The sequence below is a fragment of the Chryseobacterium scophthalmum genome, from assembly GCF_900143185.1.
GTDB lineage: Bacteria > Bacteroidota > Bacteroidia > Flavobacteriales > Weeksellaceae > Chryseobacterium > Chryseobacterium scophthalmum.
In genome coordinates, this window is record NZ_FSRQ01000001.1 from 2,211,518 (window position 1) to 2,235,083 (window position 23,566).

At 34.1% G+C, this 23,566-nt stretch carries 20 protein-coding genes; 5 read left to right on the forward strand and 15 right to left on the reverse strand.

What is annotated here, in order from left to right:
- The first annotated feature begins 37 nt into the window (after positions 1-37).
- Positions 38-835, forward strand: coding sequence for an alpha/beta hydrolase (locus tag BUR17_RS09995; protein ID WP_074230136.1), 798 nt, complete (start codon positions 38-40; stop codon positions 833-835).
- Positions 836-944: 109 nt separating this feature from the next.
- Here BUR17_RS09995 and htpG read toward each other — a convergent pair whose 3' ends face one another.
- From htpG to BUR17_RS10045, 10 genes are all read right to left on the reverse strand, one after another.
- Positions 945-2,837: a molecular chaperone HtpG gene (htpG, locus tag BUR17_RS10000; protein ID WP_074230137.1), complete on the reverse strand. Its 1,893-nt coding sequence runs from the start codon at positions 2,835-2,837 to the stop codon at positions 945-947.
- A 193-nt stretch (positions 2,838-3,030) separates the two neighbouring features.
- Positions 3,031-4,035 (reverse strand): recombinase RecA, encoded by a 1,005-nt coding sequence (gene recA / locus BUR17_RS10005; protein WP_074230138.1) that lies wholly within the window; start codon positions 4,033-4,035, stop codon positions 3,031-3,033.
- Positions 4,036-4,679: 644 nt separating this feature from the next.
- The gene (locus tag BUR17_RS10010) at positions 4,680-5,876 is read right to left on the reverse strand and encodes an oxygenase MpaB family protein (RefSeq protein ID WP_074230139.1); all 1,197 of its coding nucleotides are present in this window, start codon (positions 5,874-5,876) and stop codon (positions 4,680-4,682) included.
- A gap of 119 nt (positions 5,877-5,995) precedes the next feature.
- The gene (locus tag BUR17_RS10015) at positions 5,996-8,194 is read right to left on the reverse strand and encodes a reprolysin-like metallopeptidase (RefSeq protein WP_074230140.1); all 2,199 of its coding nucleotides are present in this window, start codon (positions 8,192-8,194) and stop codon (positions 5,996-5,998) included.
- A gap of 18 nt (positions 8,195-8,212) precedes the next feature.
- A complete protein-coding gene (locus tag BUR17_RS10020; protein ID WP_143747554.1) occupies positions 8,213-8,662 on the reverse strand; it encodes a hypothetical protein in 450 nt (149 codons plus the stop codon).
- Positions 8,663-8,775: 113 nt separating this feature from the next.
- The gene (gene sucC, locus BUR17_RS10025) at positions 8,776-9,966 is read right to left on the reverse strand and encodes an ADP-forming succinate--CoA ligase subunit beta (protein WP_074230142.1); all 1,191 of its coding nucleotides are present in this window, start codon (positions 9,964-9,966) and stop codon (positions 8,776-8,778) included.
- A 131-nt stretch (positions 9,967-10,097) separates the two neighbouring features.
- On the reverse strand, positions 10,098-11,375 hold the full coding sequence (locus BUR17_RS10030) for a chloride channel protein (RefSeq protein ID WP_074230143.1): 1,278 nt from the start codon (positions 11,373-11,375) through the stop codon (positions 10,098-10,100).
- Between the two features lie 141 nt (positions 11,376-11,516).
- Entirely contained in the window at positions 11,517-11,903 is a 387-nt protein-coding gene (locus tag BUR17_RS10035; RefSeq protein ID WP_074230144.1) for a DUF423 domain-containing protein, read from the reverse strand.
- A 1-nt stretch (position 11,904) separates the two neighbouring features.
- A complete protein-coding gene (locus BUR17_RS10040; protein WP_074230145.1) occupies positions 11,905-12,975 on the reverse strand; it encodes a hypothetical protein in 1,071 nt (356 codons plus the stop codon).
- Between the two features lie 166 nt (positions 12,976-13,141).
- Positions 13,142-14,470: a hydroxymethylglutaryl-CoA reductase, degradative gene (locus tag BUR17_RS10045; RefSeq protein ID WP_074230146.1), complete on the reverse strand. Its 1,329-nt coding sequence runs from the start codon at positions 14,468-14,470 to the stop codon at positions 13,142-13,144.
- A gap of 197 nt (positions 14,471-14,667) precedes the next feature.
- On the opposite strand from BUR17_RS10045, the gene BUR17_RS10050 reads away from it, so the two are divergent.
- The gene (locus BUR17_RS10050) at positions 14,668-15,924 is read left to right on the forward strand and encodes a putative DNA modification/repair radical SAM protein (protein ID WP_074230147.1); all 1,257 of its coding nucleotides are present in this window, start codon (positions 14,668-14,670) and stop codon (positions 15,922-15,924) included.
- A gap of 57 nt (positions 15,925-15,981) precedes the next feature.
- Positions 15,982-16,740 carry a TIGR03915 family putative DNA repair protein gene (locus BUR17_RS10055; protein ID WP_074230148.1) on the forward strand — a complete coding sequence of 253 codons (759 nt, stop codon included), beginning with the start codon at positions 15,982-15,984 and terminating at the stop codon, positions 16,738-16,740.
- An 82-nt stretch (positions 16,741-16,822) separates the two neighbouring features.
- Here the strand turns inward: BUR17_RS10055 and BUR17_RS10060 are convergent, their stop codons facing one another.
- The 4 genes from BUR17_RS10060 to hutH all read right to left on the reverse strand — a co-directional run bounded on the left by BUR17_RS10060 (position 16,823) and on the right by hutH (position 19,854).
- Positions 16,823-17,269, reverse strand: coding sequence for a GNAT family N-acetyltransferase (locus tag BUR17_RS10060; protein ID WP_074230149.1), 447 nt, complete (start codon positions 17,267-17,269; stop codon positions 16,823-16,825).
- Positions 17,270-17,271: 2 nt separating this feature from the next.
- Positions 17,272-17,754, reverse strand: coding sequence for a DUF2059 domain-containing protein (locus BUR17_RS10065; protein ID WP_074230150.1), 483 nt, complete (start codon positions 17,752-17,754; stop codon positions 17,272-17,274).
- A gap of 114 nt (positions 17,755-17,868) precedes the next feature.
- Positions 17,869-18,354: a DUF2059 domain-containing protein gene (locus tag BUR17_RS10070; RefSeq protein ID WP_159437596.1), complete on the reverse strand. Its 486-nt coding sequence runs from the start codon at positions 18,352-18,354 to the stop codon at positions 17,869-17,871.
- A gap of 9 nt (positions 18,355-18,363) precedes the next feature.
- Positions 18,364-19,854: a histidine ammonia-lyase gene (gene hutH / locus BUR17_RS10075; RefSeq protein WP_074230152.1), complete on the reverse strand. Its 1,491-nt coding sequence runs from the start codon at positions 19,852-19,854 to the stop codon at positions 18,364-18,366.
- Between the two features lie 182 nt (positions 19,855-20,036).
- On the opposite strand from hutH, the gene BUR17_RS10080 reads away from it, so the two are divergent.
- Positions 20,037-20,801 carry a hypothetical protein gene (locus BUR17_RS10080; protein ID WP_074230153.1) on the forward strand — a complete coding sequence of 255 codons (765 nt, stop codon included), beginning with the start codon at positions 20,037-20,039 and terminating at the stop codon, positions 20,799-20,801.
- A gap of 89 nt (positions 20,802-20,890) precedes the next feature.
- Positions 20,891-22,684, forward strand: a complete 1,794-nt coding sequence (uvrC, locus tag BUR17_RS10085) for an excinuclease ABC subunit UvrC (RefSeq protein WP_074230154.1) — start codon at positions 20,891-20,893, stop codon at positions 22,682-22,684.
- A 57-nt stretch (positions 22,685-22,741) separates the two neighbouring features.
- Here uvrC and BUR17_RS10090 read toward each other — a convergent pair whose 3' ends face one another.
- Entirely contained in the window at positions 22,742-23,566 is an 825-nt protein-coding gene (locus tag BUR17_RS10090) for an anti-sigma factor (protein WP_074230155.1), read from the reverse strand.

The window sequence follows — 23,566 nt, forward strand, 5'->3', positions numbered from 1 at the left end:
ATCCTCTTTATATTTGCTTCATAATTAAAACAATTGTATGAAAGCAAAAACTAGCATTACATTTTTATTCATCATCCTTACCCAATTTTTCTATGCTCAAATTGATGATAAATTTTATCAGCCAAGTAAGACATTCAAACCTATTGATTTAAAGTTCGAAGACATTACCATTCCTGTTGAAAAAGATACGATTACTGCAATTTTTTTTAAACCTAAAACTTCAAAACCCAAAGCTACAATCTTGTTTTTTCATGGCGCAGGAGGAAATGTTTCTACTTATTTCTTCATGGTAAAACCTTTGATTGAAAACGGATTTCAAGTTGCAATGGTCGATTTCAGAGGCTATGGAAAATCAACGGGAATACCTACTCACATCAACGTTGCCGAAGACGGACAAAAGTTTTTTAATGTGATGACAGAAAGAAAAGATGTAAAAAACACTAAAATCATCATTTATGGAGCTTCTTTAGGATCTCAGGTTTCTACTCATTTAGCTAAAAATAATAAAGATAAAATTTCAGGATTGGTCATTGATGGCGGAATGTCTTCATTCGCAGATATTGCTGCGGTTTTTGCTCCACAATTTAAAGATGCACTTGCAAAAATGTTATCTTCCGTCTATGCTGCAAAAGAAGATATAAAATATACAGAAGGACTTCCAAAGCTTTTTATCTATAGTAAAAATGATAAGACCGTTCCTTTTTCTCAGGGAGAAGAAATTTATAAAAATGCTTCTGAACCAAAACAGTTTTTTGAATTTACAGCCGATCACTTGAGTGCCGTAACCGAAAAGCCTGCAGAAGTTGTAAAAGCAGTTGAAGCTTTGATTAAGTAATGCTTTAGACAATAAATAAGAGTTTCGGCGGCGGCAAAGCCGCCGCTGAAACCAAAAAAAATCGGGCACAACTTTGTTGTGCCCGATTTACAATATAAATTAGTTTAAATTACTTCTCCAGTTGCTTGTAACTTCTCTGAATAAAGTCTGTCAACTCTTTTCCTTTCAATAGATTTTGAGAAAGTTTAGCTAAGTCTAAAGCGTGTTTAATTTGAGAGTTTTTCTCCTCAGCGTTTTCATTAGCAAGAATTTTAGTTGCAAACTCACTGTTAGAATTCACCACCAAATTATACATTTCAGGGAAACCACCCATACCAAACATTCCACCGCCTCCGGTTGCCTGCATATCTTTCATTCTACGCATAAATTCTGGTTGGGTAATTGTAAACGGAGCATCGTTGCTGTCTAAATCTTCCAGCTGAACAGTGAATTTTTTATCGTTAATCGATTCTTCAACATTTTTCTTTAATGATTCTTTTTCAGTTTCATTTAATTTAGAAATAGCCGGTTCGTCTTTTTTGATTAAATTATTGATGTGATCTGCATCAACTCTTGCAAAAGAAATCTTCTCTTTTGAAGTTTCCAATTTTTGAATTAAATGAGGAACAATCGGCGAATCTAAAAGAATAACTTCATACCCTTTATCTTTCGCTGATTGAATGTAAGAATGCTGTTCGTCTGCATTGGTAGCGTAAAGAATCACTAAATTCCCGTCTTTATCGGTTTGATTAGGTTTAATTTTTTCTTCCAATTCATTCCAAAGGAAATATTTTCCGTCGGTTGTTGGGTAAAGTGCAAATTTGTCAGATTTTTCAAAGAATTTATCTTCGGAGATCATTCCGTATTCGATAACGATTTTAATGTCATTCCATTTTTTGTCGTAATCTTCGCGGTTTTCGTTAATCAACGAAACCATTTTATCAGCCACTTTTTTCGTGATGTAAGAAGAAATTTTCTTCACAGCACCATCAGCTTGCAAATAAGAACGAGAAACGTTCAACGGAATATCCGGAGAATCAATAACCCCTCTCAACAACATCAAAAAGTCAGGCACAATTCCTTTCACCTCATCAGTTACGAAAACCTGGTTTTGGTACAATTGAATTTTATCTTTTTCGATATTTAAATTATTCGCCAATTTTGGGAAATATAAAACTCCTGTCAGGTTGAACGGATAATCAACATTCAAATGAATATTAAATAACGGCTCCTCAAACTGCATCGGATACAACTCGTGATAGAAAGCTTTATAATCTTCATCCTTTAATTCGCTTGGAGATTTCGTCCAAGCCGGAGTTGGATTGTTAACAATATTATCAACCTCAACTGTTTCAGCAACCGCATCTTCTGCAGCACCTTCCGGTAAAGGAAGCGTTTCAGTTCTTGTTCCGAACTTAATTGGAACAGGCATGAATTTATTGTATTTCGTCAACAATTCACGGATTTTTCCTTCTTCCAAAAATTCTAAAGAATCTTCTGCAATATGAAGGATAATTTCAGTTCCTCTGTCGGTTTTTGCAGTAGTCTCTTCTAAGGTAAATTCAGGACTTCCATCGCAAATCCAGTGAACGGCTGGTTCGTCTTTAAAGGATTTAGTAATAATTTCCACCTTTTCTGCTACCATAAAAGCAGAGTAGAAACCTAAACCAAAGTGACCGATAATTCCCGAATCTTTAGCTGAATCTTTATATTTTTCTAAGAATTCTTCAGCTCCTGAAAATGCAACCTGGTTGATGTATTTTTCAACTTCTTCAGCCGTCATTCCCAAACCTTGGTCGATGATGTGAAGTTTTTTGTTTTCCTTATCGATTTTCACCTCGATTTTCGGATTTCCGTAGTCTACTTTAGCTTCACCAATATTGGTTAAATGTTTTAATTTTAAAGTAGCATCTGTTGCGTTTGAAATTAATTCTCTTAAAAATATTTCGTGGTCGCTGTAAAGAAATTTTTTAATCAACGGAAAAATATTTTCCACCGAAACATTGATATTTCCTTTTGTCATTGTATTTAATTTTTAAATTTGATTATCAATTCTCAAAAAAAATACCATTGAACGGAAAGTGACAGATTGGCATTTTTATTTGAAACATTCATTCGTTTATCAACAAAAAGCTGAACGGTTTTAGAAACCTGTTAGGTTTGGGCATAAAAAAAGACAGCCATTCAGCTGTCTTTAATATTACTTAGAACAAAAATTACTTTTTGTTAGCAATTTCTTCTTTTACTTTATTTTCAAGTTCTTCTGCTAATTCAGGATTGTCTTTCAACAGATCTCTCACAGCATCACGACCCTGCCCTAACTTAGTTTCACCGTAGCTAAACCAAGAACCGCTTTTCTTCACAACTCCCATATCAACAGCTGTATCTAAGATTTCTCCGGTTTTAGAAACTCCTTCACCATACATAATGTCAAATTCTGCCATTTTGAAAGGTGGAGCCACTTTATTCTTCACCACTTTCACTTTGACACGGCTACCGATAGCTTCATCACCATTCTTAATTGGTGCGCTTGCTTTTCTGATATCTAATCTTACAGAAGCGTAAAATTTCAGTGCATTACCACCGGTTGTTGTTTCAGGATTTCCGAACATTACACCAATCTTTTCTCTCAACTGATTGATGAAAATTACCGTACATTTTGTTCTGTTAATAGTCGCAGTTAATTTTCTTAATGCTTGAGACATTAATCTTGCATGAAGACCCATTTTAGAATCTCCCATTTCGCCTTCAATCTCTGCTTTTGGAGTCAATGCCGCTACAGAGTCAATTACCACAATGTCGATTGCTCCTGAACGAATCAAGTTATCAGCAATTTCTAAAGCTTGTTCACCGTTGTCTGGTTGAGAAATAATCAGGTTTTCTAAATCTATTCCCAATTTTGCAGCATACCCTCTGTCAAAAGCGTGCTCAGCATCAATAAAAGCTGCTATTCCACCCGCTTTCTGAGCTTCAGCAATCGCATGAAGCGTTAATGTTGTTTTACCTGAAGATTCTGGTCCGTAAATCTCAATTATTCTTCCTCTAGGATACCCACCAACACCTAAAGCGATGTCTAATCCTAATGATCCAGACGGAATTACTTCGATGGTTGTATCAACTGCATCATCCCCTAAAGTCATTACAGTTCCCTTTCCGTATGTTTTATCTAACTTGTCAAGCACCAATGCAAGTGCTTTTTTCTTATCATCTATGTTGCTCATATTATATTAAAATATTTTATCAAAAGTACATATTTTAAATTTTAAATGCTAATATTATTTGTCTTCGGATTTAGTTTTTAGCGTTAAAAAATGATAAAATTTATTCCTTTAAAAAAGCAAAAAATCAAGATAGATTTTTTAAAATATTGACCTTTTTTGAAGCTTAATCCCGCTTTCCACTATATCTTTTTCGCCACCGCTTTTTAACAATCCAATTCAGAAAAAGGATGTCGCTGCAATCGGGGCTATTGAAAAGGGTTATTTACAAAATACAGATTTTGGCTAAAGCCAAATTGAATTGTTTCTTTTAAAAACGGGCTAAAGCCCGTTTCTATTGATATCCGTAGAATTTTACATTGTTCAAGCTAAATTGAAATTCACAAATTAATTCTTGTCATCATAAATTTTCTGTAACGAGAATTCCCCTCCAAAGGAGGGGTGGCGAAAATTCTTTAGAATTTTTGACGGGGTGATATTCAACATTGCTTTTTTTAGCCCTGATTGAACGGCATGTTTGAGCTCTTTTCTTTATTTTTTGGCGGAGCGGCTTTGCCGCTCCGCCAAAAAATAAAGAAAAAGCGAGTAGTGAAAGCAGGATTAAGCTTCTAACTATGAATAATAAAGAATAGGCAATGAATAATCTATTAATGGAAATTTGAGTTCTGGGTAATTCTCAGGTAATCCTCCAAAACTTTCATCTGATCTTTATTGCCTTTTTTTATTCTTGCTTCACGGCTTACCGTAGAATCATATATTTTATTGATGATTTTTTTTGTAATAGGAAAGCCTTTTTTGAAAGGTACATCAGGAATCTGAAGTCTTTTGCAAACCTCATCATCCAGCAAAAACCAGGTGCAACAAATATGTAAATACCGTAGATTTTTTCTTTGAAAGCTATATTTTAAAATAGGATTTTCTAAAGATTCATTCAGTAAAGAATGTGCTAATAAAACCGAATCTTTGTCTGAAGAAGGCTGAACGGAAGTCCATAAATAAAAATATTCTGTCGCCTGTTTTTTATCATTGGGAAGGAGATTTTCGGGAATTCCGAGTAAATATCCTACGTATTTCCAGAGGTGAAAAAGCCCTTTCTCTTCCTCTTCAGAAAAAGTATTGCCAAATTTATGAAGACTGTGCAGGAAAACGAGGCTGAAGCCAATGTAAGTCGCCATCATATCCCATGAATTGATGGGTTCACCCCAGTTTTCAGTGTCCCAACTTTTGTAATGTTTTTTGATCGAAAGTCTTGCGTAAGAATGAATGAGCCTTGTTTTGATGGCAAATTCATAACCTTTTTGATGAATTTCTAATGCATCATATCTTGTGACGTTTACCCAAAAATCAAGTGTTTCTGAAAGTCTTTTTACAGCACCTTTTTTTAAAGCTTCGGTTGCCACCAAAGGTTTGTTGAGATAAGCATAATCATAACCGCCAATTAAACAATAATCTCTGAGCGAAATTAAAGAATCGAGATTACTTCGCATACATAGCTCTGCCCCTGCTTTTATCAAATTATAATCTAGCCAGTCAGGAAGTTTTTGTGTTTGAGCAAAAAGCTTTTTTACACTTTTGGGAATATCATCATTCTGCGAAATTCCATTTCTGATATACTGCTCAATCTCTCGTGATGCTTCACTGTATTTTTTTGTGAAATAAACATCTTTTACAACTTCATCCCCTACTTCATCTACATGATAAAAGAAAGGAGCGAATTTTTCAAAGTCTCTGAAACTCACCTCTGCTACGGAAAAATCAATCAATTGTTTTCCGTTTCCTTTTGTCCAAAAATCTTTGAAATGAAGAGAATCTTTAAATCTTGGTTGTAAAATGTAGTCTTCCATCAATGATAAAGGTACAAGTTTTACGCCGAAAACAGCTTGTGAGATTTGTCACTTTAGATTTAATCAAAAAAAATACGGTCAGATAAATCTAACCGTATTTTTTATTTTATGATTATTCTTTATTTTTTAATAATCAGTTTTTCATTATAAATTTCACCATTATTCATTTGTAGTGAAAGAATATAATTTCCTGATATAAATCCGTCAGTTCTTATTTGATGATCACCTTTCAGCTCTCCCGAAAGAACAAGTTTTCCAGACACATCATAAATTGTGTATTTTGCCTGATCTGTTTTGTTTTTAAACTTAATATTAATAACATCTTTTACAGGATTGGGATAAATAGCAAAACTTTTTACAGCACTTTCAGATGTAGATAAAAACTGCTGAATAGAGAAATTGGAAGAATTTACCGCAAAATAAATATTGCCAACTGCTTTTACCATAATTCTTGCTGATGCTACATTTTCATTCGGCAAATTAACGACAGCCGAACCATTATTTGGAACACTCGCCGCCAAAACTTCGTTAAAGTTAGCTCCGTTATCTTTCGATAAAAGGATAGTAACATTTTGAGTATTGATGGTTCCTGTATTGGTTCCTGCAACATTCCAAGTTACTGTAATAGGATTTTGTGCGCTGTAAGAAGTATTTGTTGTTTGAGAAGTCACGGTGAAAGGACCATCATCAGTTACTGTTACCACCATTGCATCATTTGCAGCCTGATTTCCTGTCGCCTTATTATCATTTACCAAAAGAGAGAAATTCAGCGTTCTTGCAACACTTGGGGTAACTTCCCATTTCGGAACTAAATTATTTGCTAAAACAGAAGTCATAGCAGGGAAATACCTCATCGGAGAAACTTTAGGAAGCAACGAACGATAAACAGGACCTGCAGTTGCAGTTGCAAGAGGAGGTTGTGTCGTATTGGTATTATTATACTGCTCCCATAAATAAGTAATAGGATCATTGTTGGGATCGGTTCCTGCTCCAGTTAAAACAAAGGCTGTTCCTTTAGGAATAATGTAATCTGCTCCTGCATCTGCAGTAGGTACCCCATTATTATTTGATATTTTGGCAGAACAGTCTGTTGGTCTTTGTAAAACTGCATACATTTGCACTACGCTTGCTGCATGAAAATAAGGATCGCTATTATTTTGTACATTATTATTAGATCCACAAATTCCTGCATACGCCATAATTGTTGTTCCGCTTCCAGGTTCATATGCTGTAGCTGTACTCGCATTTCCTTGACATGAACCTGTATTTGCTCTGAATGTATGTCCTCCTCCAAATTGATGCCCCATTTCGTGGGCTACATAATCAATATCGAAAGGATCTCCTACAGGTGCTCCAGAACCGGTAACGCCACCTGCTTTATTTGTTGTACATACAGAACCCAAATAAGCTACTCCACCTCCACCTGTACTGAAAACGTGACCAATATCGTAATTTTCAGTTCCTATAACACTGTTGATATTGGAAATGTTTTGACCCAACATCGTAGAACCATTATTATTTGTATAAGGATCTGTAGCGGCATTCGTATAAATTAGCAGATTATTATTGGCTATCATCACCATAGTTGCTGATATTGTTTTTTCATACACCCCGTTTACTCTTACCATTGTGGTTACCATTGCGCTCATTGCTCCGGTTGTCCCACCATGAAAGGTTGTATACTCTCCTGTTGCAGCCAATGCCAATCTATAGGTTCTGAATTGTCCATCAGCAACTAAAGCTGCTTTTTTCTGTGCTGAAGGATCTTGATTTGTATTTTGATCTAGCATATCTTCAACATGACACTCAAAAAGTCGGTCATTTTTAGGAAGATCTTTTCTTTTATAGAGAATAAAAGACGAATTATCTTTTGTATAGCTATCTAAATAACTTACATCCCAACCGTCAAAATACATAATACTGATGCCGGTTTGTGGTGTTAAACTAAAACGAATTGTATTGTTAGGATTCCCTTTTTCCCAACCTGTATAAGATCTTAATTCAGGAAATTTAGCTTGTAGCTCTGCTTCCATTACCGATGCTTCCTGAACGATATAATCTCTTACTCCGCCATTAGAATCAGGGAATTTAATTACTAAACTTTTGTTATTTGAAAAACGTTGTGGTGCATTTTTCAGATCAGATTTTATTTTATTTAAATCTAATTGATAAAGAGAGAAGGTGTTCGGAGTTGTCCATCTTGGTTTGAGATCTCCTCTTTCAATTTTACTGTCTTTCTGCTTTGACCAGTAATTTTGCTGTCCAAAACTATGTCCTGCTATAAGAAGACATGAGATAATAAATGCTTTTGCTTTCATTGATCGTAAATTTTATTATTAATATTGTGTGGTGATGTTTTTGAAGTTTACATTTCCTGATAATTTCAGAAGAATATTGGGTGAAACACGGCTTGTTTTCTGAAAGTCAGGGTTGTTGAATTCTGTTACTTTTATATAAAGTGTGTTTCTAACTAAACTTATTTTATCGATTGAAACGTCATTAGAATTTTTCAAATGTGGCTTTATTATAATATAAGTTTCATTTTTTATTACTGTAGGAATTGGCGAAAATCTGTTTCCTTTATTTTTCTGATGAATGATTTTAAAAATCTCATCCATTTTTTCCTGAGAATTGATGATTACAAAATCTTTTTGACTCACAGTAAAAGGATAATGGTATTGGTCTTCAAATTGAATTTCTTTTCTTTGAGACAATACATTATTACCGACAATTTGAGATTGACAATTAATAAACAAAAAGAGCATAAAGTATAAATATATTTTCATATTTGTGCTTAATTATTGTAAAAATAATAATTTAAAAACAAATACTTTAGATTTTAACAAAAAAAAACCGCTCCAAAAATGGAACGGTTTAAATTTATATAAAAGTTTTAGGATTAAGCTAAAACTTCTTTTACTTTGTTTGCAGCTTCTTCTAAAGTAATTGCAGAGTGTACTGGAAGACCAGACTCGTCAATTAATTTTTTAGCTTCTACAGCGTTAGTTCCTTGCAATCTTACAATCAATGGAACCGGAAGGCTTCCCATCGCTTTGTAAGCATCTACAACACCTTGAGCAACTCTGTCGCATCTTACGATACCTCCGAAGATGTTGATCAAAATAGCTTTTACGTTTGGATCTCTCAAAACGATTTCGAAAGCAGTCTGTACTCTCGCAGCATCTGCAGTACCACCAACGTCTAGGAAATTTGCTGGGTTACCACCAGATAATTTGATGATATCCATTGTAGCCATAGCAAGACCAGCTCCGTTTACCATACAAGCAACGTTACCGTCTAGTTTTACGAAGTTAAGACCTGCTTCACCTGCTTCAACATCCAAAGGATCTTCTTCTCTTGTATCTCTCAACTCAGCAAGATCTTTGTGACGGAACAATGAGTTACCATCCAAAGTTACTTTAGCATCTACAGCGATAATTTTGTTATCAGAAGTTTTCAAAACCGGGTTGATTTCGAAAAGAGAAGCATCAATTCCTACGTAAGCATTGTAAAGAGATGAAATGAATTTTGTAAATTCTTTGAACGCATTTCCTTCAAGACCTAGGTTGAAAGCAATTTTTCTAGCCTGGAAACCTTGAAGACCCAAAGTAGGATCGATCAATTCGTTGTGGATTAAGTGAGGAGTTACTTCTGCAACGTGCTCAATATCCATACCACCTTCTGTAGAATATACGATTGTATTTTTACCTTCAGCTCTATCTAAAAGAATAGAAACATAAAATTCTTTAGTTTCAGATTCTCCCGGATAATAAACGTCTTCTGCAACCAAAACAGAGTGTACTTTTTTACCTTCAGCAGAAGTTTGTGGAGTTACCAACTGCATTCCGATGATGTTTTCAGCATTTTCTTTAAGCTTATCCATGTTTGGAGAAAACTTTACACCACCACCTTTACCACGACCACCTGCGTGAATCTGCGCTTTTACAACCCAAGCCTGAGCTCCGGTTTCAGCAGTCAATTTTTCAGCAGCTGCTACAGCTTCTTCTACGTTGTTTGCAACGAAACCACGTTGGATAGCTACTCCATACTTTGATAAAATCTCTTTTGATTGATACTCGTGAAGATTCATATTATTTTTATTATTTTATTTTAATATTTAAAGGTTGACAAATTTAATAAAAAGACACGGAAGTTCAAGTTTATTAGAATAAAAATTAAGATGATATTTCTTCTTTCATTTACTTTTTGTCTTAAATATTTCTATTCTTCGGCTAATTTTTCCGATTGCGAACCGATGAACGGAATTTTCGGAGCCAGGAAATATCCCGTCAAACTTGCAAAAAGTATCGGTACGAAATACGTAAACCCTGTTAAAGTTCCCAAAATAATCGTTGTACTCATCGGCGTTCTCGTAACACATGCATTGATTGCAGCCATACAACTTACAATCGCTAAAGTGGTATCAACAGTTGGGAATAAGTGATGAATAATCAATCCCAAAGTCGTTCCTACAAAAAACAATGGAATGATAAAACCACCTCTCCATCCGGAAGTTACGGTAATCGCAATGGCTAAAATTTTGAAAATTAAAATGATAATTAAAAAATTCAAAGTGTAATTTCCATTGATCAATTCATTAACTTCATGATGCCCAAAATATCTTGTCAGTGGAAAGTAAAATGCGATAATTCCCAATAAAATTCCACCTACCAAAGTTTTGATGTAGATTGGAAAATTCCTGTATTCGAAAACTTTTTTGAAAAATTTAACCACGAAAATGAAAATCCAACCGAATAAAGTTCCTACAATTCCAAAAGCGGTTGCATACGCAAAATCGTAAACTCCGGTATAATGATAGGCTTTCAAATCCCAAGTCGCTCCGATTCCCAAATGAATGATCAAAGCAAACATCAGATAACTGAAACAGCTCGCTACCAAAGCCGGAATAATCGCTTTGTAATATTCTACAGCGTGTTTGTGATGAAGGATTTCAAGAGAAAATAAACTTCCACCAAGCGGAGCGCCAAAAAGCGCCGTAAAACCGGAAGCCATTCCGGCAATACTTAAAGAGCGTAACTCTTCTCCTTTCAGTCTAAAAAGTTTTCCCAAATAAGTTCCCGTAGAACCAGTAACCTGAACCAAAGGCGCTTCAGGACCAAGACTTCCACCCGATGCAACACAAAAAAGTGACGACAAAATCATGGAAGGATTATTTTTCGGCTCTAATTTTCCTTTATTAAATCTGATGTTATTAACAATCAAATGAATTTCTCCAGGATCGCCAATAAAATGAATGACCAAACCTGCCAAAAGACCGGAAATTGCCATCGTAGGAATCACCATCCAACCTTGGAAGTGATGTAAAAATTCTGTGAAATGTTCGAGAACAATCCAGTATAATCCGGCGATAATTCCGCCAACCAAACCTGTAATTGCCCACATAAAAAAAGTACGGCTGAATACGAAAGGATTAAACTTAATGGGTTGATCCAAAAGATTAAAAGTTCGTATTAAGCGTCGTCTTCTGTTGATTTTCATTTTAATTTATTGTTTAAAATTACAATCATCATTTGTAAAATGTTTTGTGAAATGCTTCGACTTCGCTCAGCATGACATCTCTAATACTAAAAGTTGTTGTAGGAATGTCGGTCTGAGCGAAGTCGAAGACTTTCTTATTATTTAAATTTTATTCTTCACAAAATAAAAAATCAGCATCAACCAAGCTAAGATCATAAACAATCCTCCAAGTGGAGTAATTGGTCCTAAAAATTTAAGATTCATCCCCCAATAATCCTGCATACTGAGCATATATATACTGAAAGAAAACAGTATTGTTCCTGCAATCATCAAAATAGAAATCCATTTTTGAGATGAGGTGTCAAATTTTAAAATATACCCTGCAATCAGCAAAAAAAATGCAGCGTACATTTGATATCTTACTCCTGTTTCAAAACTTTCAAGTCTTTCCACAGATAAAATTTTCTTTAAAGCATGAGCTCCAAAAGCTCCCAAAATAACTGATAACATGCCATAAACAGCACCGAAGACCAAAGTAATTGTTTTCATTTTATAATTCTTCTAATTCTAGTTTTAAATATTTTTTTGTTTTATGATCCTGCCAAGTTCCGGAGATCTTATTCCCTTGTAAATCTGCTTCAACCAACGCTCTGAAAATCCACTGATTGGTTTCTTCGCTGTAATAATCGTTTTCAATAATAGAAATATGATTACCTTTTAATTTACCGTTCCACTCGATCAGTTTTTTATTTTTATCGTACCAATATTTTGCAGAAAAAGAACCATCATTATATACTTTATCGATCAAAACGGTGATTGGATATTTTTCGTCAATTTTTCCTTTATACAGTTTATTACTGAAACTCGTTTTATCAACTTTTTCAGAATCAGATAATAAGTTTTTCGCGTATGAACTCCAATACTTTTCCAAATCTTGGTAAGGAAATTCCACAACATGACTTCCCAGTTCATCCAGCGCTCTCATCGCATGATTAGAACATCTTCCGGCAATGAATTTTATCTTATTCTTTGCGAAATAATATTCAATTCCATCTAAAGTAAAATCGGTAAAACAATCTTCATAAATAGCGATCTGGTCTAAAACTTCCTCCGAAGAATTTTTCTCTGATTTTAATTCTTTAAGAAAATCATTTATTTCTTTTTTAATGTTTTTCTGAATTAAACCTTCAACAGTTTTTATTGAATTAGGCTGGAATAAATCTTTGGTATTGATTAAATTTCCCGTTCTCAAATCAAAATTTTTCCAAATATCAAAACCTTCAGGATAGGCTCCTGAAGCTTCTCCACTAATGGCAATACTCAAAATATTTTTAGGCGTTTCCAGCTTTTCCCAACCATAAAAATAAACATAGTTGGAATATGAATTTTTTCCTGTAGATACCAATTTCGAAGGATTTCCTTCTGAACCCGGAATATATTCAAGCTGATTGACCTGTAAAAACGTATTTATTTTATTTTCAACCAAAGGTTTTTCAGCATACGAAACTTTAGGGAAAGCAAAATCTTCAGATTTCGGTTGCAAATCAGTTATTTTTAAATTTTTCTGTTGCGAAAAACTTAACCCAGAAATCAAGAGAAAGAATAAAAATTTCTTTTTCATTACAGTGGATGTAAAAAATATGAAACCAACCTGCTAAGCAAGATTACACCTCCCAAAATAACAAACATCTTCCAAAACTTTTTAGAACCTCTAAAACCAGGATGACTTGTTTGTTTAAGAAAGAATCCAAAAACAACAAATAAAACAGCCAAAATAATCTGTATCATTATTTTTCTCTTAATCTGTTAAATTCGTTGATAACTTCGTGATGCGTCACCGTTTTATCTTTAAAATAAGTCACAAAATGCTGTTTCTCTTCTTCCGTTGCGCCCATTTGATTTAAAATATTCAGCAAATGCATTTTCATGTGGCCTTTTTGAATTCCCGTCGTTATCAAAGAACGAAGCGCTCCAAAATTCTGAGCCAATCCTGAAACCGCCAAAACACTCATCAATTCCTGAGCAGAAGGTTTTCCAAGAAGTGCCAAAGAGAATTTTACCAAAGGATGAAGATTCGTCAAACCACCGACAACTCCTACCGAAATTGGCAAATCGATCCAGAATCTGAAAACTCCGTTATCAATTGTACAATGCGTCAACGAAGAATATTTTCCGTCTTTTGAAGCATAAGCATGTGCACAAGCTTCCGTTGCTCTGAAATCATTACCGGTTGCGATAACTACAGCATCAACACCGTTCATAATTCCTTTATTGTGAGTCGTTGCACGGAAAGGTTCAATTTCAGCAATCGTTACAGCCTGTTTGAATTTTCTTGCAAACTCTTCGTTTGAAATTCCGCTGTCGTCTTTTAAATCTTCAATTTTACAAGAAACTTCCGCTCTCACCACACAATCCGGAGTGAAATTAGAAAGAATATTCATTACAATCTGCAATGAGTTTTTCTCTTCCTGAGTAAAATCTTCACTAATGACAATTTCCTGCTTCAACGTTTTTCCAAACTGCTCAAGACACGAATTGATAAAGTTGGCTCCCATAGAATCTACCGTATCAAAACTTGCTTTCAGCTGATAATAATTTGGCATTTCGGAAGTTTTGTCGATCAATTTAATGTCTAAAATTCCGCCACCACGATTTCTCATGTTTGCCGTGATCGCTTCTGTTGCCTCAAACAGTTTTTTCTTTAAATTAAAATTAAAAAAATGCTGCAGTTTGTGAGATTCAACATCGATGATAAAATGCGTATGTCCTAATTTCTCGGTGTTGATGATAGTCGTTTTAAAACCACCTTTATCGATCCAGAATTTTGCTGCTTTTGAAGCTGCCGCAACTACCGAACTTTCTTCCACCGCCATTGGCAAAGCAAATAATTTTCCGTTGATTAAAAAATTAGGTGCAATTCCGTAAGGCATATAAAAATTGGAGATTGTGTTTTCAGAAAACTCATCGTGAAGTTTCTGTAAATCTGCATTTTCGTTCCAATATTGATTAAGTATATTTTGATAATCCTGGTTTCCTTCGAGATATTCGTTAACAAGCCAGTCTATTTTTCCCTGTTTGGTTAATTTAGAAAAACCTTCTACCGGTTTATGATTCATATGGATAATATTTTTTATGTCTTGTATGTCATCGTAATTTTTACGATTTCACTCATAAATTAATGACCGTAAATATACTAATTTTGCTTTGGAAATATGCGGATAAGTTTGTTTTAAAAACACTGACTTTTCTCAATTTTGGACTTAATTTTGCTTAAAATCTTATTGAATTTTCCATTTTAAAAATATTTATTTAAATGAATTTTGACCGCATAAAAGAGAAACTCGAAATACTTGCAGATGCTGCGAAGTATGATGTTTCGTGCTCATCAAGCGGTGGAAAAAGAAAAAATAACGGTGGTTTAGGCGACAGTTCAGCAAGCGGAATTTGCCACACTTATACTGAAGATGGTCGCTGTGTTTCTCTTCTCAAAATCCTTTTGACCAATCATTGCATTTACGATTGTATCTATTGCGTTTCCAGAAAATCGAATGATATCAAACGTGCTGCTTTTACCGTGGAAGAAGTTGTCGATTTAACGATCAGTTTTTACCGCAGAAATTATATTGAAGGTCTATTTTTAAGTTCAGGAATTTTCAAAGATGCCGATACAACGATGGAACGTCTGGTAAGGGTTGCCAAAAAACTGCGAACCGAACATAACTTCAACGGATATATTCATTTGAAATCAATTCCGGGAGCAAGTGATGATTTGATGAATGAAGCAGCTCTTTACGCAGACCGATTATCTGTCAATCTCGAAATTCCGACAGAATCCGGGTTAAAATTATTGGCGCCGGATAAAAATCGTGAAGATATGCTTCAGCCGATGAGGATTGTTCAGAAAGGAATTCAGCAATATAAAGATGAAAAGAAAATCATCAGAAGTACTCCGAAATTTGCTCCGGCTGGTCAATCTACACAAATGATTGTGGGAGCAACCAACGAAAACGATTTACAAATCATCAAAGTTGCCGATCATTTTTACAAAAATTACGGAATGAAGCGGGTTTATTATTCGGGTTACATTCCGGTTACAGTCGACAATCGTTTACCTGCAATTACTTCAGAAGTTCCTGTTTTACGGGAAAACCGGTTGTATCAATCGGATTGGTTAATGCGTTTTTATGGTTTTAAAGCTGATGAAATTTTAGATTTTAATATGCCATTTCTTGATCTGGAAGTCGATCCAAAATTAAGTTGGGCTTTGAGACATCTGGATCAGTTCCCTATCAATCTTCAAACTGCAGATTATAAAATGATTCTCAGAATTCCTGGTATTGGTGTGAAAACTGCGCAGAAAATTGTGAGTGCAAGAAAATTTCAGGTTTTAAATATTGACCATCTTAAAAAATTAGGAGCGGCTGTTAATCGTGCAAAATATTTTATTGATTTCACGTATGGAAATCCATTTTTAAAACATTTAACTGATTTAAATTTAAGGAAGTTGATTATTGGCGGAAGTCAGTCTAAATTTCAAAATCAATTTTCTCAGCAATTGACACTTTTTTAAACACGAATTTCACGAATATTTTCACAAATAATTCTATTATAACTCTAAGACACTCAAATGACCACCCTACTCTACGACGGAAGTTTCGACGGACTTTTCACTGCGATATTTGAAGTTTTCGAGTATCGGTATCAAGATGTGGAGATTTGTAGCAAAGAAAATTTCTTACAGGAAAATATGTTTGCAGAAATTCATGAAGTGACCACGCAACAGGAAAAATCGGAAAGAGTTTTAAACAAATTAGAACAAAATATTGGGAAGTCGGGAATCCATCAATTGTTACAGATCTTTCTTTCAGAAGATCAGGAAATGGAAAATCTTATTTTATCAGCAGTAAAACAATCTATCAAACATCCTGAAGAAAATATATTACAAAATTTTGCAGATAATGATATTTTGAAAATTTCAAAAATATGCAAATCTGTAAGTAGAGAAAGACATCGAATGACTGCTTTTGTACGGTTTGAAAAATTACAAGATGATATTTATTTTGCGAAAATTGATCCTGATTTTAATGTTTTACCTTTGATCAGAAAACATTTTAAAGACCGTTACGCAGACCAAAAATGGATGATTTATGATTTGAGAAGACATTATGGTTTGTTGTATGATTTAGAAAACTGTGAATTCTTTTATCCAAATGAAAAAGTAGATTTAAACCAATATCAACAGAAATTTCACGAAGAAGAAAAAAAATACCAGACACTTTGGCAAAGTTATTTTACAAAAACCAATATTAAAGAAAGGAAAAATACAAAATTGCACATTCAGCATGTTCCAAAACGATATTGGAAATATTTGACGGAGAAATGGTAAATGATTTTCATTTAAATTTTAGCTAAATCCAAATTTCATTGCAAAAGAAAAGTCGGACCAAAGCCCGACTTTATTGATATTTTTATAAAATTTTCTCAAAACAGACACTGTTTTCAATTCCTGCATATTGTCCATAATTGGGAATAATAGTGTAGTTGCATTTTTTATAAAGAGCAACAGCTTCTGTTTGCTTCTTACCTGTTTCTAAAACTGTTTTTTCATAACCCAATTCTTTAGTCCAGATTTCCAGTTCTTTTAAAACTGATCCTGCAAAGCCTTTTCCACGATACTCAGGAAGCGTAAACATTCTTTTGACTTCCATTGTGTTTTCGTCAATTGGTTTTATCGCTCCGCAAGCAACAGGTTTTTCATTTCCAAAAATAACGATACAGTTTTTCAGCAGATCAATTTTATTATATTGATCATAAAAAGCATGATCATCACCATCCATTTCGGCTAGATAAGCATCGAGTTTTTGTACTAAACTTTGAAAATTCTGATTCTCGGAAGTAGTTCTGAGGATTTGCATTGTTATTTCTTTTTTGGAATCATAGGAGCTGGTGGATTTGGAGAAGGCGGTGGAGGTGATTGTAAATAACCTTTTTCTTCTAAATCTTTATTAACCAGATCAGTTATATTTTTAGCCCAATCAGCTGTAGCATTTTGTACTTCAGTCATAATATCTGGACTGTTTTTAATAAATTTTTGCCCTAATTCCGATTGATAAAAAGTCAAAAGCCCATCAATTTCCTTTTCTGTGAATTTGTTTTCATAAATACCGATCACTTGGTTAATTAAATTATCAATATTGATTTTAGGTTCTAATGAAGACCAAACAGAATCAGGAATATTTGTATATCTTTTTTTAAAACTTAAGAATACATCTTTTTCAACCTGCTTTGAAAGCTTAAAAGAGGCACTTAAAGAAATCAAAGTTTTGACTTTATCATTTTTAGATTGAGAAAATACTAAAACACTTGAAAAAACAGTAATTAAACAAATTATTTTCTTCATTACATTTTTACTAAAACTTAAAGATTTGCTTAGGTTAAAATTCCTCTCGCAGATTAAGTGGATTAAAAAATCTGCAAAATTCGCTCAATCTGCGAGAGTTTTATATTAAAAAAATCATTCAGACACCGTCACTACAGGCGCATTCTCCAGTTCGGCTTTTCTATGAGCACTCTTTTCTGCTATTGTTTTCTCCATTTTTACCATTACTTTCTTGCTAATCTCTTCACCCCAGATTCGCCCTTTTTCCATACTTTCTTTCATCACATCCGGCATTACTGCAATCATCTTTTTTCCCGTTGGGGTTTTATAGAATTTTATCAGCGCATCCAAATCAGATTCAGAATAATATTTATCGTAGATGGGAATATAAATTCTGGTTAATTCATCTTCATTGGCTTCTTTTTTAAATTCAACCCAAAACTCTTCCGGCAAATCGGTGAATTGTTTCTTATAAATATCAATCATCTTATCGATGGATTGTTTTCCCAATTTATCTATCTCTGTAAGCTTGATAAATTCGTTGATTTTTTTTTCTTTTGAGGTTTGGGCAAACATCATAGAAGCCAAGAGAAATGCGGTTCCAAATAAAATTTTCTTCATCATTTTAAATTAAAAACTCACCACAAACTTTCTATCATTAATCAGCTCTGCAATGGCCAACATATCTTTTCCGATTAATCGGTCATCTTCTAATTTATCTACTTTAGAACGAAGAATCGCAAAGTTTTCTTCAATGATTTTTGAACATTTTGCAGGTCTTCTGAATTCTAAACCTTGTGCTGCAAACATCAATTCAACAGCTAAAATATTTACAAGATTTCCTAAAACCTGATTGAATTTTCTACCTGAAATACTTCCCATCGAAACATGATCTTCCTGACCTAAACTTGTCGGGATAGAATCCGCCGAAGCCGGGAAACAAAGCGTTTTATTCTCAGTAACCAACGCTGCAGAAGTATATTGCGGGATCATAAATCCTGAATTCAAACCTGAGCTTTCAGTCAATAATCTTGGTAAACCGTATTTCCCTTCTAACAATAAATAACTTCTTCTGTCTGAAATATTTCCTAACTCTGCAACAGCTAAAGTTGCATAATCTAAAGGCATTGCCATCAGTTGTCCGTGGAAATTTCCTCCTGAAATAGATTCTTCAGCGCTTAAAACGATCGGATTATCGGTTACAGAATTCAATTCCGTTTCGGCCATCATTTTAAGATGTTCAAAAGCATTTCTACTCGCTCCGTGAACCTGAGGAACACATCTCATAGAATAAGGATCCTGTACTCTTTCACACTCTTCGTGAGCTTTTAAGTTTTCAGAATTCTTTAAAAATTTCAGCATTCTTGCCGCCACTTTTTTGCTTCCTTCAAACGGTCTGATGTCATGAAGTTCTTTTTTAAATGGGCTTGCCGAACCTCTGTAAGCTTCAAGACTCATTGCAGCAGTCATATCTGCTAAGTCTAATAAATATTCAAATTTTTCTAAACCTTTTATCGCATGAGCCAGAATAAACTGAGTTCCGTTGATTAATCCCAAACCTTCTTTCGGTCCTAAAACCAATGGCTCAAGATTGTTTTTTTCTAAAACATCAGCAGTTTCAAAAATTTCGTTTCCTACCCAAACCTGTCCAAGTCCTAAAAGTGGTAAAACTAAATGTGATAAAGGAGCCAAATCTCCCGAAGCTCCTACAGAACCTTGCTCCGGAACTACAGGAATAATATCCTTTTCAAGCATCAGAATAAATCTTTCAATCACTTCCAGAGAAACTCCCGAAAAACCTTTAGACAACGCATGAACTTTCGCAATCATCATAATTTTTGAAAATTCTTTATCAATCGGTTTCCCTACTCCTACTGCGTGAGAAATAATTAAATTGTACTGAAGCTGAGCTGTTTCATCAGCCGAAATTTTAGTATCACAAAGCGGTCCGAATCCTGTATTGATCCCATAAACACATCGATCTGACTCTACAATCTGTTTTACATTATTCTGAGATTTTAAAATCTGCTCTTTCGCTTCTTTATTTAATGTAGCTTTATTTGGGTCATTACAGATTTCCAAAACATCGTGAAAACTGAAAGTATCTATACCGTATATCATTTCAAAAAATTTGCCTAAAAATACACATTTTGAATCATACTTAAAAAGCCTATTAAAGTAAAATATGGTATCCTTAAATAAGACAATATTCCGATTTACAAAAAACTTCGACATCATTAAAATATTTTATCAAATCATCAATTATTTAGTTATTTTTACCGAAATAATTTAAACTAATATTTATGAAATTTAAAGCTCTATTATTGGCACTTTCATTCACAAGTGCATTCTCATTTGCTCAAGACAAGGTGAAGTATTCTAAGGAAGACATCAAAAAAATGGAAACTTATCTTTTCAATGAAGGATTTCCTGGCCCATCCACAAAAAAAATCTCAACCATCATTTCAAAAGACGGAACTATCAACAAAGGATATTGCGACAATATTGAAACCAAAAAAGGTCAGATTTACGAAATTTCTATAAAAGACAGTGCTACAAAAAAGAAGATAGTTTTCAACGCAGATAATGTGAACGAAATGTACATTTACCCTACGAAATTGGCGAAAATTTTGAAAGTTGGAAAACACATGACTAACTTGAGAAGCTTAAACACTAAAAAACTGAGTAAAAATACGCCTGATGGCCAAATTCAATTTGTAAATCAAACCGTTTCGTTGAAAAACAAAAAAGATGATAAAGAGTTTTTAATGCAATTGATTAATCCTGAATTTAGCGAAATTATTTCTGTTTATAATGATCCGAGAGCAAAAGAAACTTCTGGTATGACGGTAGGATTTGGTATGCAACTTGGTGGTGGACTTGCAAAATCTTATTATGTAAAAAAAGGAGAGAAAATTCTTTGGCTTCACAAAGATGATTTTGAAGACAATTATGATTTCTTATTTGGTGACAATGCAGAATTCATGAAAAAATATCCTAAAAAATCTGTAGAATGGGGCTTTTTCAGCTTTTTGGTCAATGAATATACTGAAATGAGTAACGGATAAAATTTAATCTTAAAATATTTCAAAGCTGTAGAATTTCTGCAGCTTTTTTTGTTGGTTTAAAATACATTGAGAATGCTTAATTTTGTGATATGAATCCGTCTTTAGAATTACAGCTTAAAACTTTACCTTCAGAACCCGGCGTTTATCGATATTATGATAAAAACGAAAATCTGCTGTATGTAGGAAAGGCTAAAAACCTAAAGAAAAGAGTACTTTCTTATTTCAACAAAACGCTTTCCGGATACCGTACCAAAATTATGGTCGGAAAGATTAACCGTCTTGAAACGACCATTGTAAACAGTGAATATGATGCTCTTTTATTGGAAAACAATCTGATTAAAGAACATCAGCCTTTCTACAATGTGATGTTGAAAGATGATAAAACTTATCCGTGGATTTGTATTAAAAATGAAGATTTCCCAAGGATTTTCCTTACAAGAAATAAAATAAAAGACGGTTCGGAATATTTTGGACCTTACGCAAAAGTACGTCCTGCAAAGATTTTATTGGATACAATTAAACATATTTATAAGCTTCGTACCTGCAATTTAAATTTATCTCCGAAAAAAATTGAGGAAGGAAAATACAAAGTCTGTTTGGAGTTCCATATTAAAAACTGTGAAGGACCTTGTGAAGATTTGGAGAGTAAGGAAGATTACGACGAAAAAATCGATGCGATTCGCGGAATTGTAAAAGGAGATTTCCGAAGAGCAAAAGAATATTTAATTAATCAAATGACGAAATATGCGTCTAATCTTCAGTTTGAAAATGCTCAGCTCATTAAAGAAAGATTGGATATTCTTGAGGATTATCAGGTAAAGCATACGGTGGTAAATCCGGATATTGATGATGTAGATGTTTTCGGAATGACGAGTGATGAAACTGCGGCTTATGTTAATTATTTCAAGATCAGGAACGGAAATATTATTCAAAGTTTCACTACAGAAATCAAGAAAATGCTTGAAGAAACCGATGAAGAAATCATGGAAGAAGCGTTAATTGAAATCCGTCAAAAATTTGATTCTGATTCTAAAGAGGTCTTGCTTCCTTTTCACTTAACCGTTGAAATTCCGAACGTAAAGCTGATTGTTCCGAAAGTCGGCGATAAAAAAAGAATCGTTGAACTTTCTGAAAAAAACGCCAAAGAATACAGAATTGAAAAATTAAAACAGGTACAGATTGTTGATCCTGAAAGACATTCTAACAGAATTATGGCAGAAATGCAAAAGCTATTAAGGATGCCTGTAGAACCGAGACATATCGAAGGTTTTGACAACTCAAACATTCAGGGAACCAATCCGGTTTCGGCGTGTGTTGTTTTCAAAAACGGAAAACCGAGTAAGGCTGATTACAGAATTTTTCATCCAAAAACTGTTATTGGTCCCGATGATTTTAAAACAATGGAAGAAGTCATTTTCAGACGCTACAAAAGAATGCTGGAGGAAGGCGAAAGTTTACCCCAATTAATTTTGATCGATGGTGGAAAAGGGCAACTATCTTCTGCAGTAAAAAGCTTAAAATTGCTTGGTCTTTACGGAAAAATTACCATTGTGGGAATTGCCAAAAGACTCGAAGAAATTTTCTTTCCCGAAGATCCTATTCCTTTATATCTCGATAAAAAATCTGAAACTCTTAAGATTTTACAACAAGTACGTGATGAAGCCCACCGTTTTGGCGTAAAACATCACCGAACAAGACGTACCAATTCTACGATAAAATCTGAGCTTGAGGAAATTCCGGGGGTTGGTGAAAAAACGATTGAACTGCTTTTATCTAAATTAAAATCAGTAAAAAGAATAAAAGATGCCAACTTTGAAACTTTAGAAGAAATTTTAGGAAAATCTAAAGCGAAAGTAATCTGGGAATTTTTCAACGCTGAATAAAACAAAAAATCTCTTATCAATGATAAGAGATTTTCAATTTATTGTTAAAGAAAAGTTCTAAACTCCTCCCATTACATACATGTTTTCCATTGTAGGAATTGTGCTTCCGCCTTCTTTTTCTAAAGTAATGGCAAAAGCCTGCGCATTCGGAATATTGGCTAAAGCTATTTTAGCATCTTTTTCGTCGGTGTACATTCCTGCGCTCACTGGTTTTCCGTCTGCAATTGCCCAAAGTTGGTACTGCATTCCTTCAGGAGCTTTTGGCAAACTATTCGCCGTTAAATAAACATCTTTGGAAGTTTTATCCCAATATACAACAGCGTTGGATTCTGGATGTTTTTCAACGCCCGCCAAAACAATTTTAAGCATATTTGGGTTTGAAGTTATCTTCAATTTTTGCTCAAGATTTTGCATCGCAAGGTGTTGAGATTGTTTATCAGATTTTAGATCTGCTAATTCTTTTTTAATCTCATTTTGGCTATTCATCCAAAACAAATTACCTCCAATACTTACTAAAAATAAAACAGATGCAGCCACCGCAAAGGTTTTCCAGCTGTTGTTTTTTTCTACTTTTATTTCCTGCGTTACCTGTTGAGTTTCCATTTTTGGTTCAACATTATTAATAGGAATTACAGGTTTCTCTTCTACAACTTCTTGTTCAAGTTGAATTTTATCCCAGATTTTTGCTTTTAAATCAGTGGGTGGTGTCATTGCCTGTGCAGTTGCAAGCAATTCAAAAGTTTTCTGCGCTTCTTCGTACGCAGCTTTTACTTCAGCATTATTCTTCATCACACACTCCAAAATACCCGCTTCCTCGGGAGAAGCAAGACCTAGAATGTAAGATTCTAGAATTCCGGATGATATGTATTCTTTACTATCCAA

Coding starts and splice junctions, on each gene's coding strand:
- BUR17_RS10030 (WP_074230143.1), bottom strand. CDS start 11,375: ATGAAAATCAACAGAAGACGACGCTTAATACGAACTTTTAATCTTTTG.
- sucC (WP_074230142.1), bottom strand. CDS start 9,966: ATGAATCTTCACGAGTATCAATCAAAAGAGATTTTATCAAAGTATGGA.
- BUR17_RS10050 (WP_074230147.1), top strand. CDS start 14,668: ATGAATTTTGACCGCATAAAAGAGAAACTCGAAATACTTGCAGATGCT.
- BUR17_RS10065 (WP_074230150.1), bottom strand. CDS start 17,754: ATGAAGAAAATAATTTGTTTAATTACTGTTTTTTCAAGTGTTTTAGTA.
- BUR17_RS10060 (WP_074230149.1), bottom strand. CDS start 17,269: ATGCAAATCCTCAGAACTACTTCCGAGAATCAGAATTTTCAAAGTTTA.
- BUR17_RS10035 (WP_074230144.1), bottom strand. CDS start 11,903: ATGAAAACAATTACTTTGGTCTTCGGTGCTGTTTATGGCATGTTATCA.
- BUR17_RS10015 (WP_074230140.1), bottom strand. CDS start 8,194: ATGAAAGCAAAAGCATTTATTATCTCATGTCTTCTTATAGCAGGACAT.
- BUR17_RS10055 (WP_074230148.1), top strand. CDS start 15,982: ATGACCACCCTACTCTACGACGGAAGTTTCGACGGACTTTTCACTGCG.
- uvrC (WP_074230154.1), top strand. CDS start 20,891: ATGAATCCGTCTTTAGAATTACAGCTTAAAACTTTACCTTCAGAACCC.
- hutH (WP_074230152.1), bottom strand. CDS start 19,854: ATGATATACGGTATAGATACTTTCAGTTTTCACGATGTTTTGGAAATC.
- BUR17_RS10010 (WP_074230139.1), bottom strand. CDS start 5,876: ATGGAAGACTACATTTTACAACCAAGATTTAAAGATTCTCTTCATTTC.
- BUR17_RS10080 (WP_074230153.1), top strand. CDS start 20,037: ATGAAATTTAAAGCTCTATTATTGGCACTTTCATTCACAAGTGCATTC.
- BUR17_RS09995 (WP_074230136.1), top strand. CDS start 38: ATGAAAGCAAAAACTAGCATTACATTTTTATTCATCATCCTTACCCAA.
- BUR17_RS10040 (WP_074230145.1), bottom strand. CDS start 12,975: ATGAAAAAGAAATTTTTATTCTTTCTCTTGATTTCTGGGTTAAGTTTT.
- htpG (WP_074230137.1), bottom strand. CDS start 2,837: ATGACAAAAGGAAATATCAATGTTTCGGTGGAAAATATTTTTCCGTTG.
- BUR17_RS10045 (WP_074230146.1), bottom strand. CDS start 14,470: ATGAATCATAAACCGGTAGAAGGTTTTTCTAAATTAACCAAACAGGGA.
- recA (WP_074230138.1), bottom strand. CDS start 4,035: ATGAGCAACATAGATGATAAGAAAAAAGCACTTGCATTGGTGCTTGAC.
- BUR17_RS10070 (WP_159437596.1), bottom strand. CDS start 18,354: ATGAAGAAAATTTTATTTGGAACCGCATTTCTCTTGGCTTCTATGATG.
- BUR17_RS10020 (WP_143747554.1), bottom strand. CDS start 8,662: ATGAAAATATATTTATACTTTATGCTCTTTTTGTTTATTAATTGTCAA.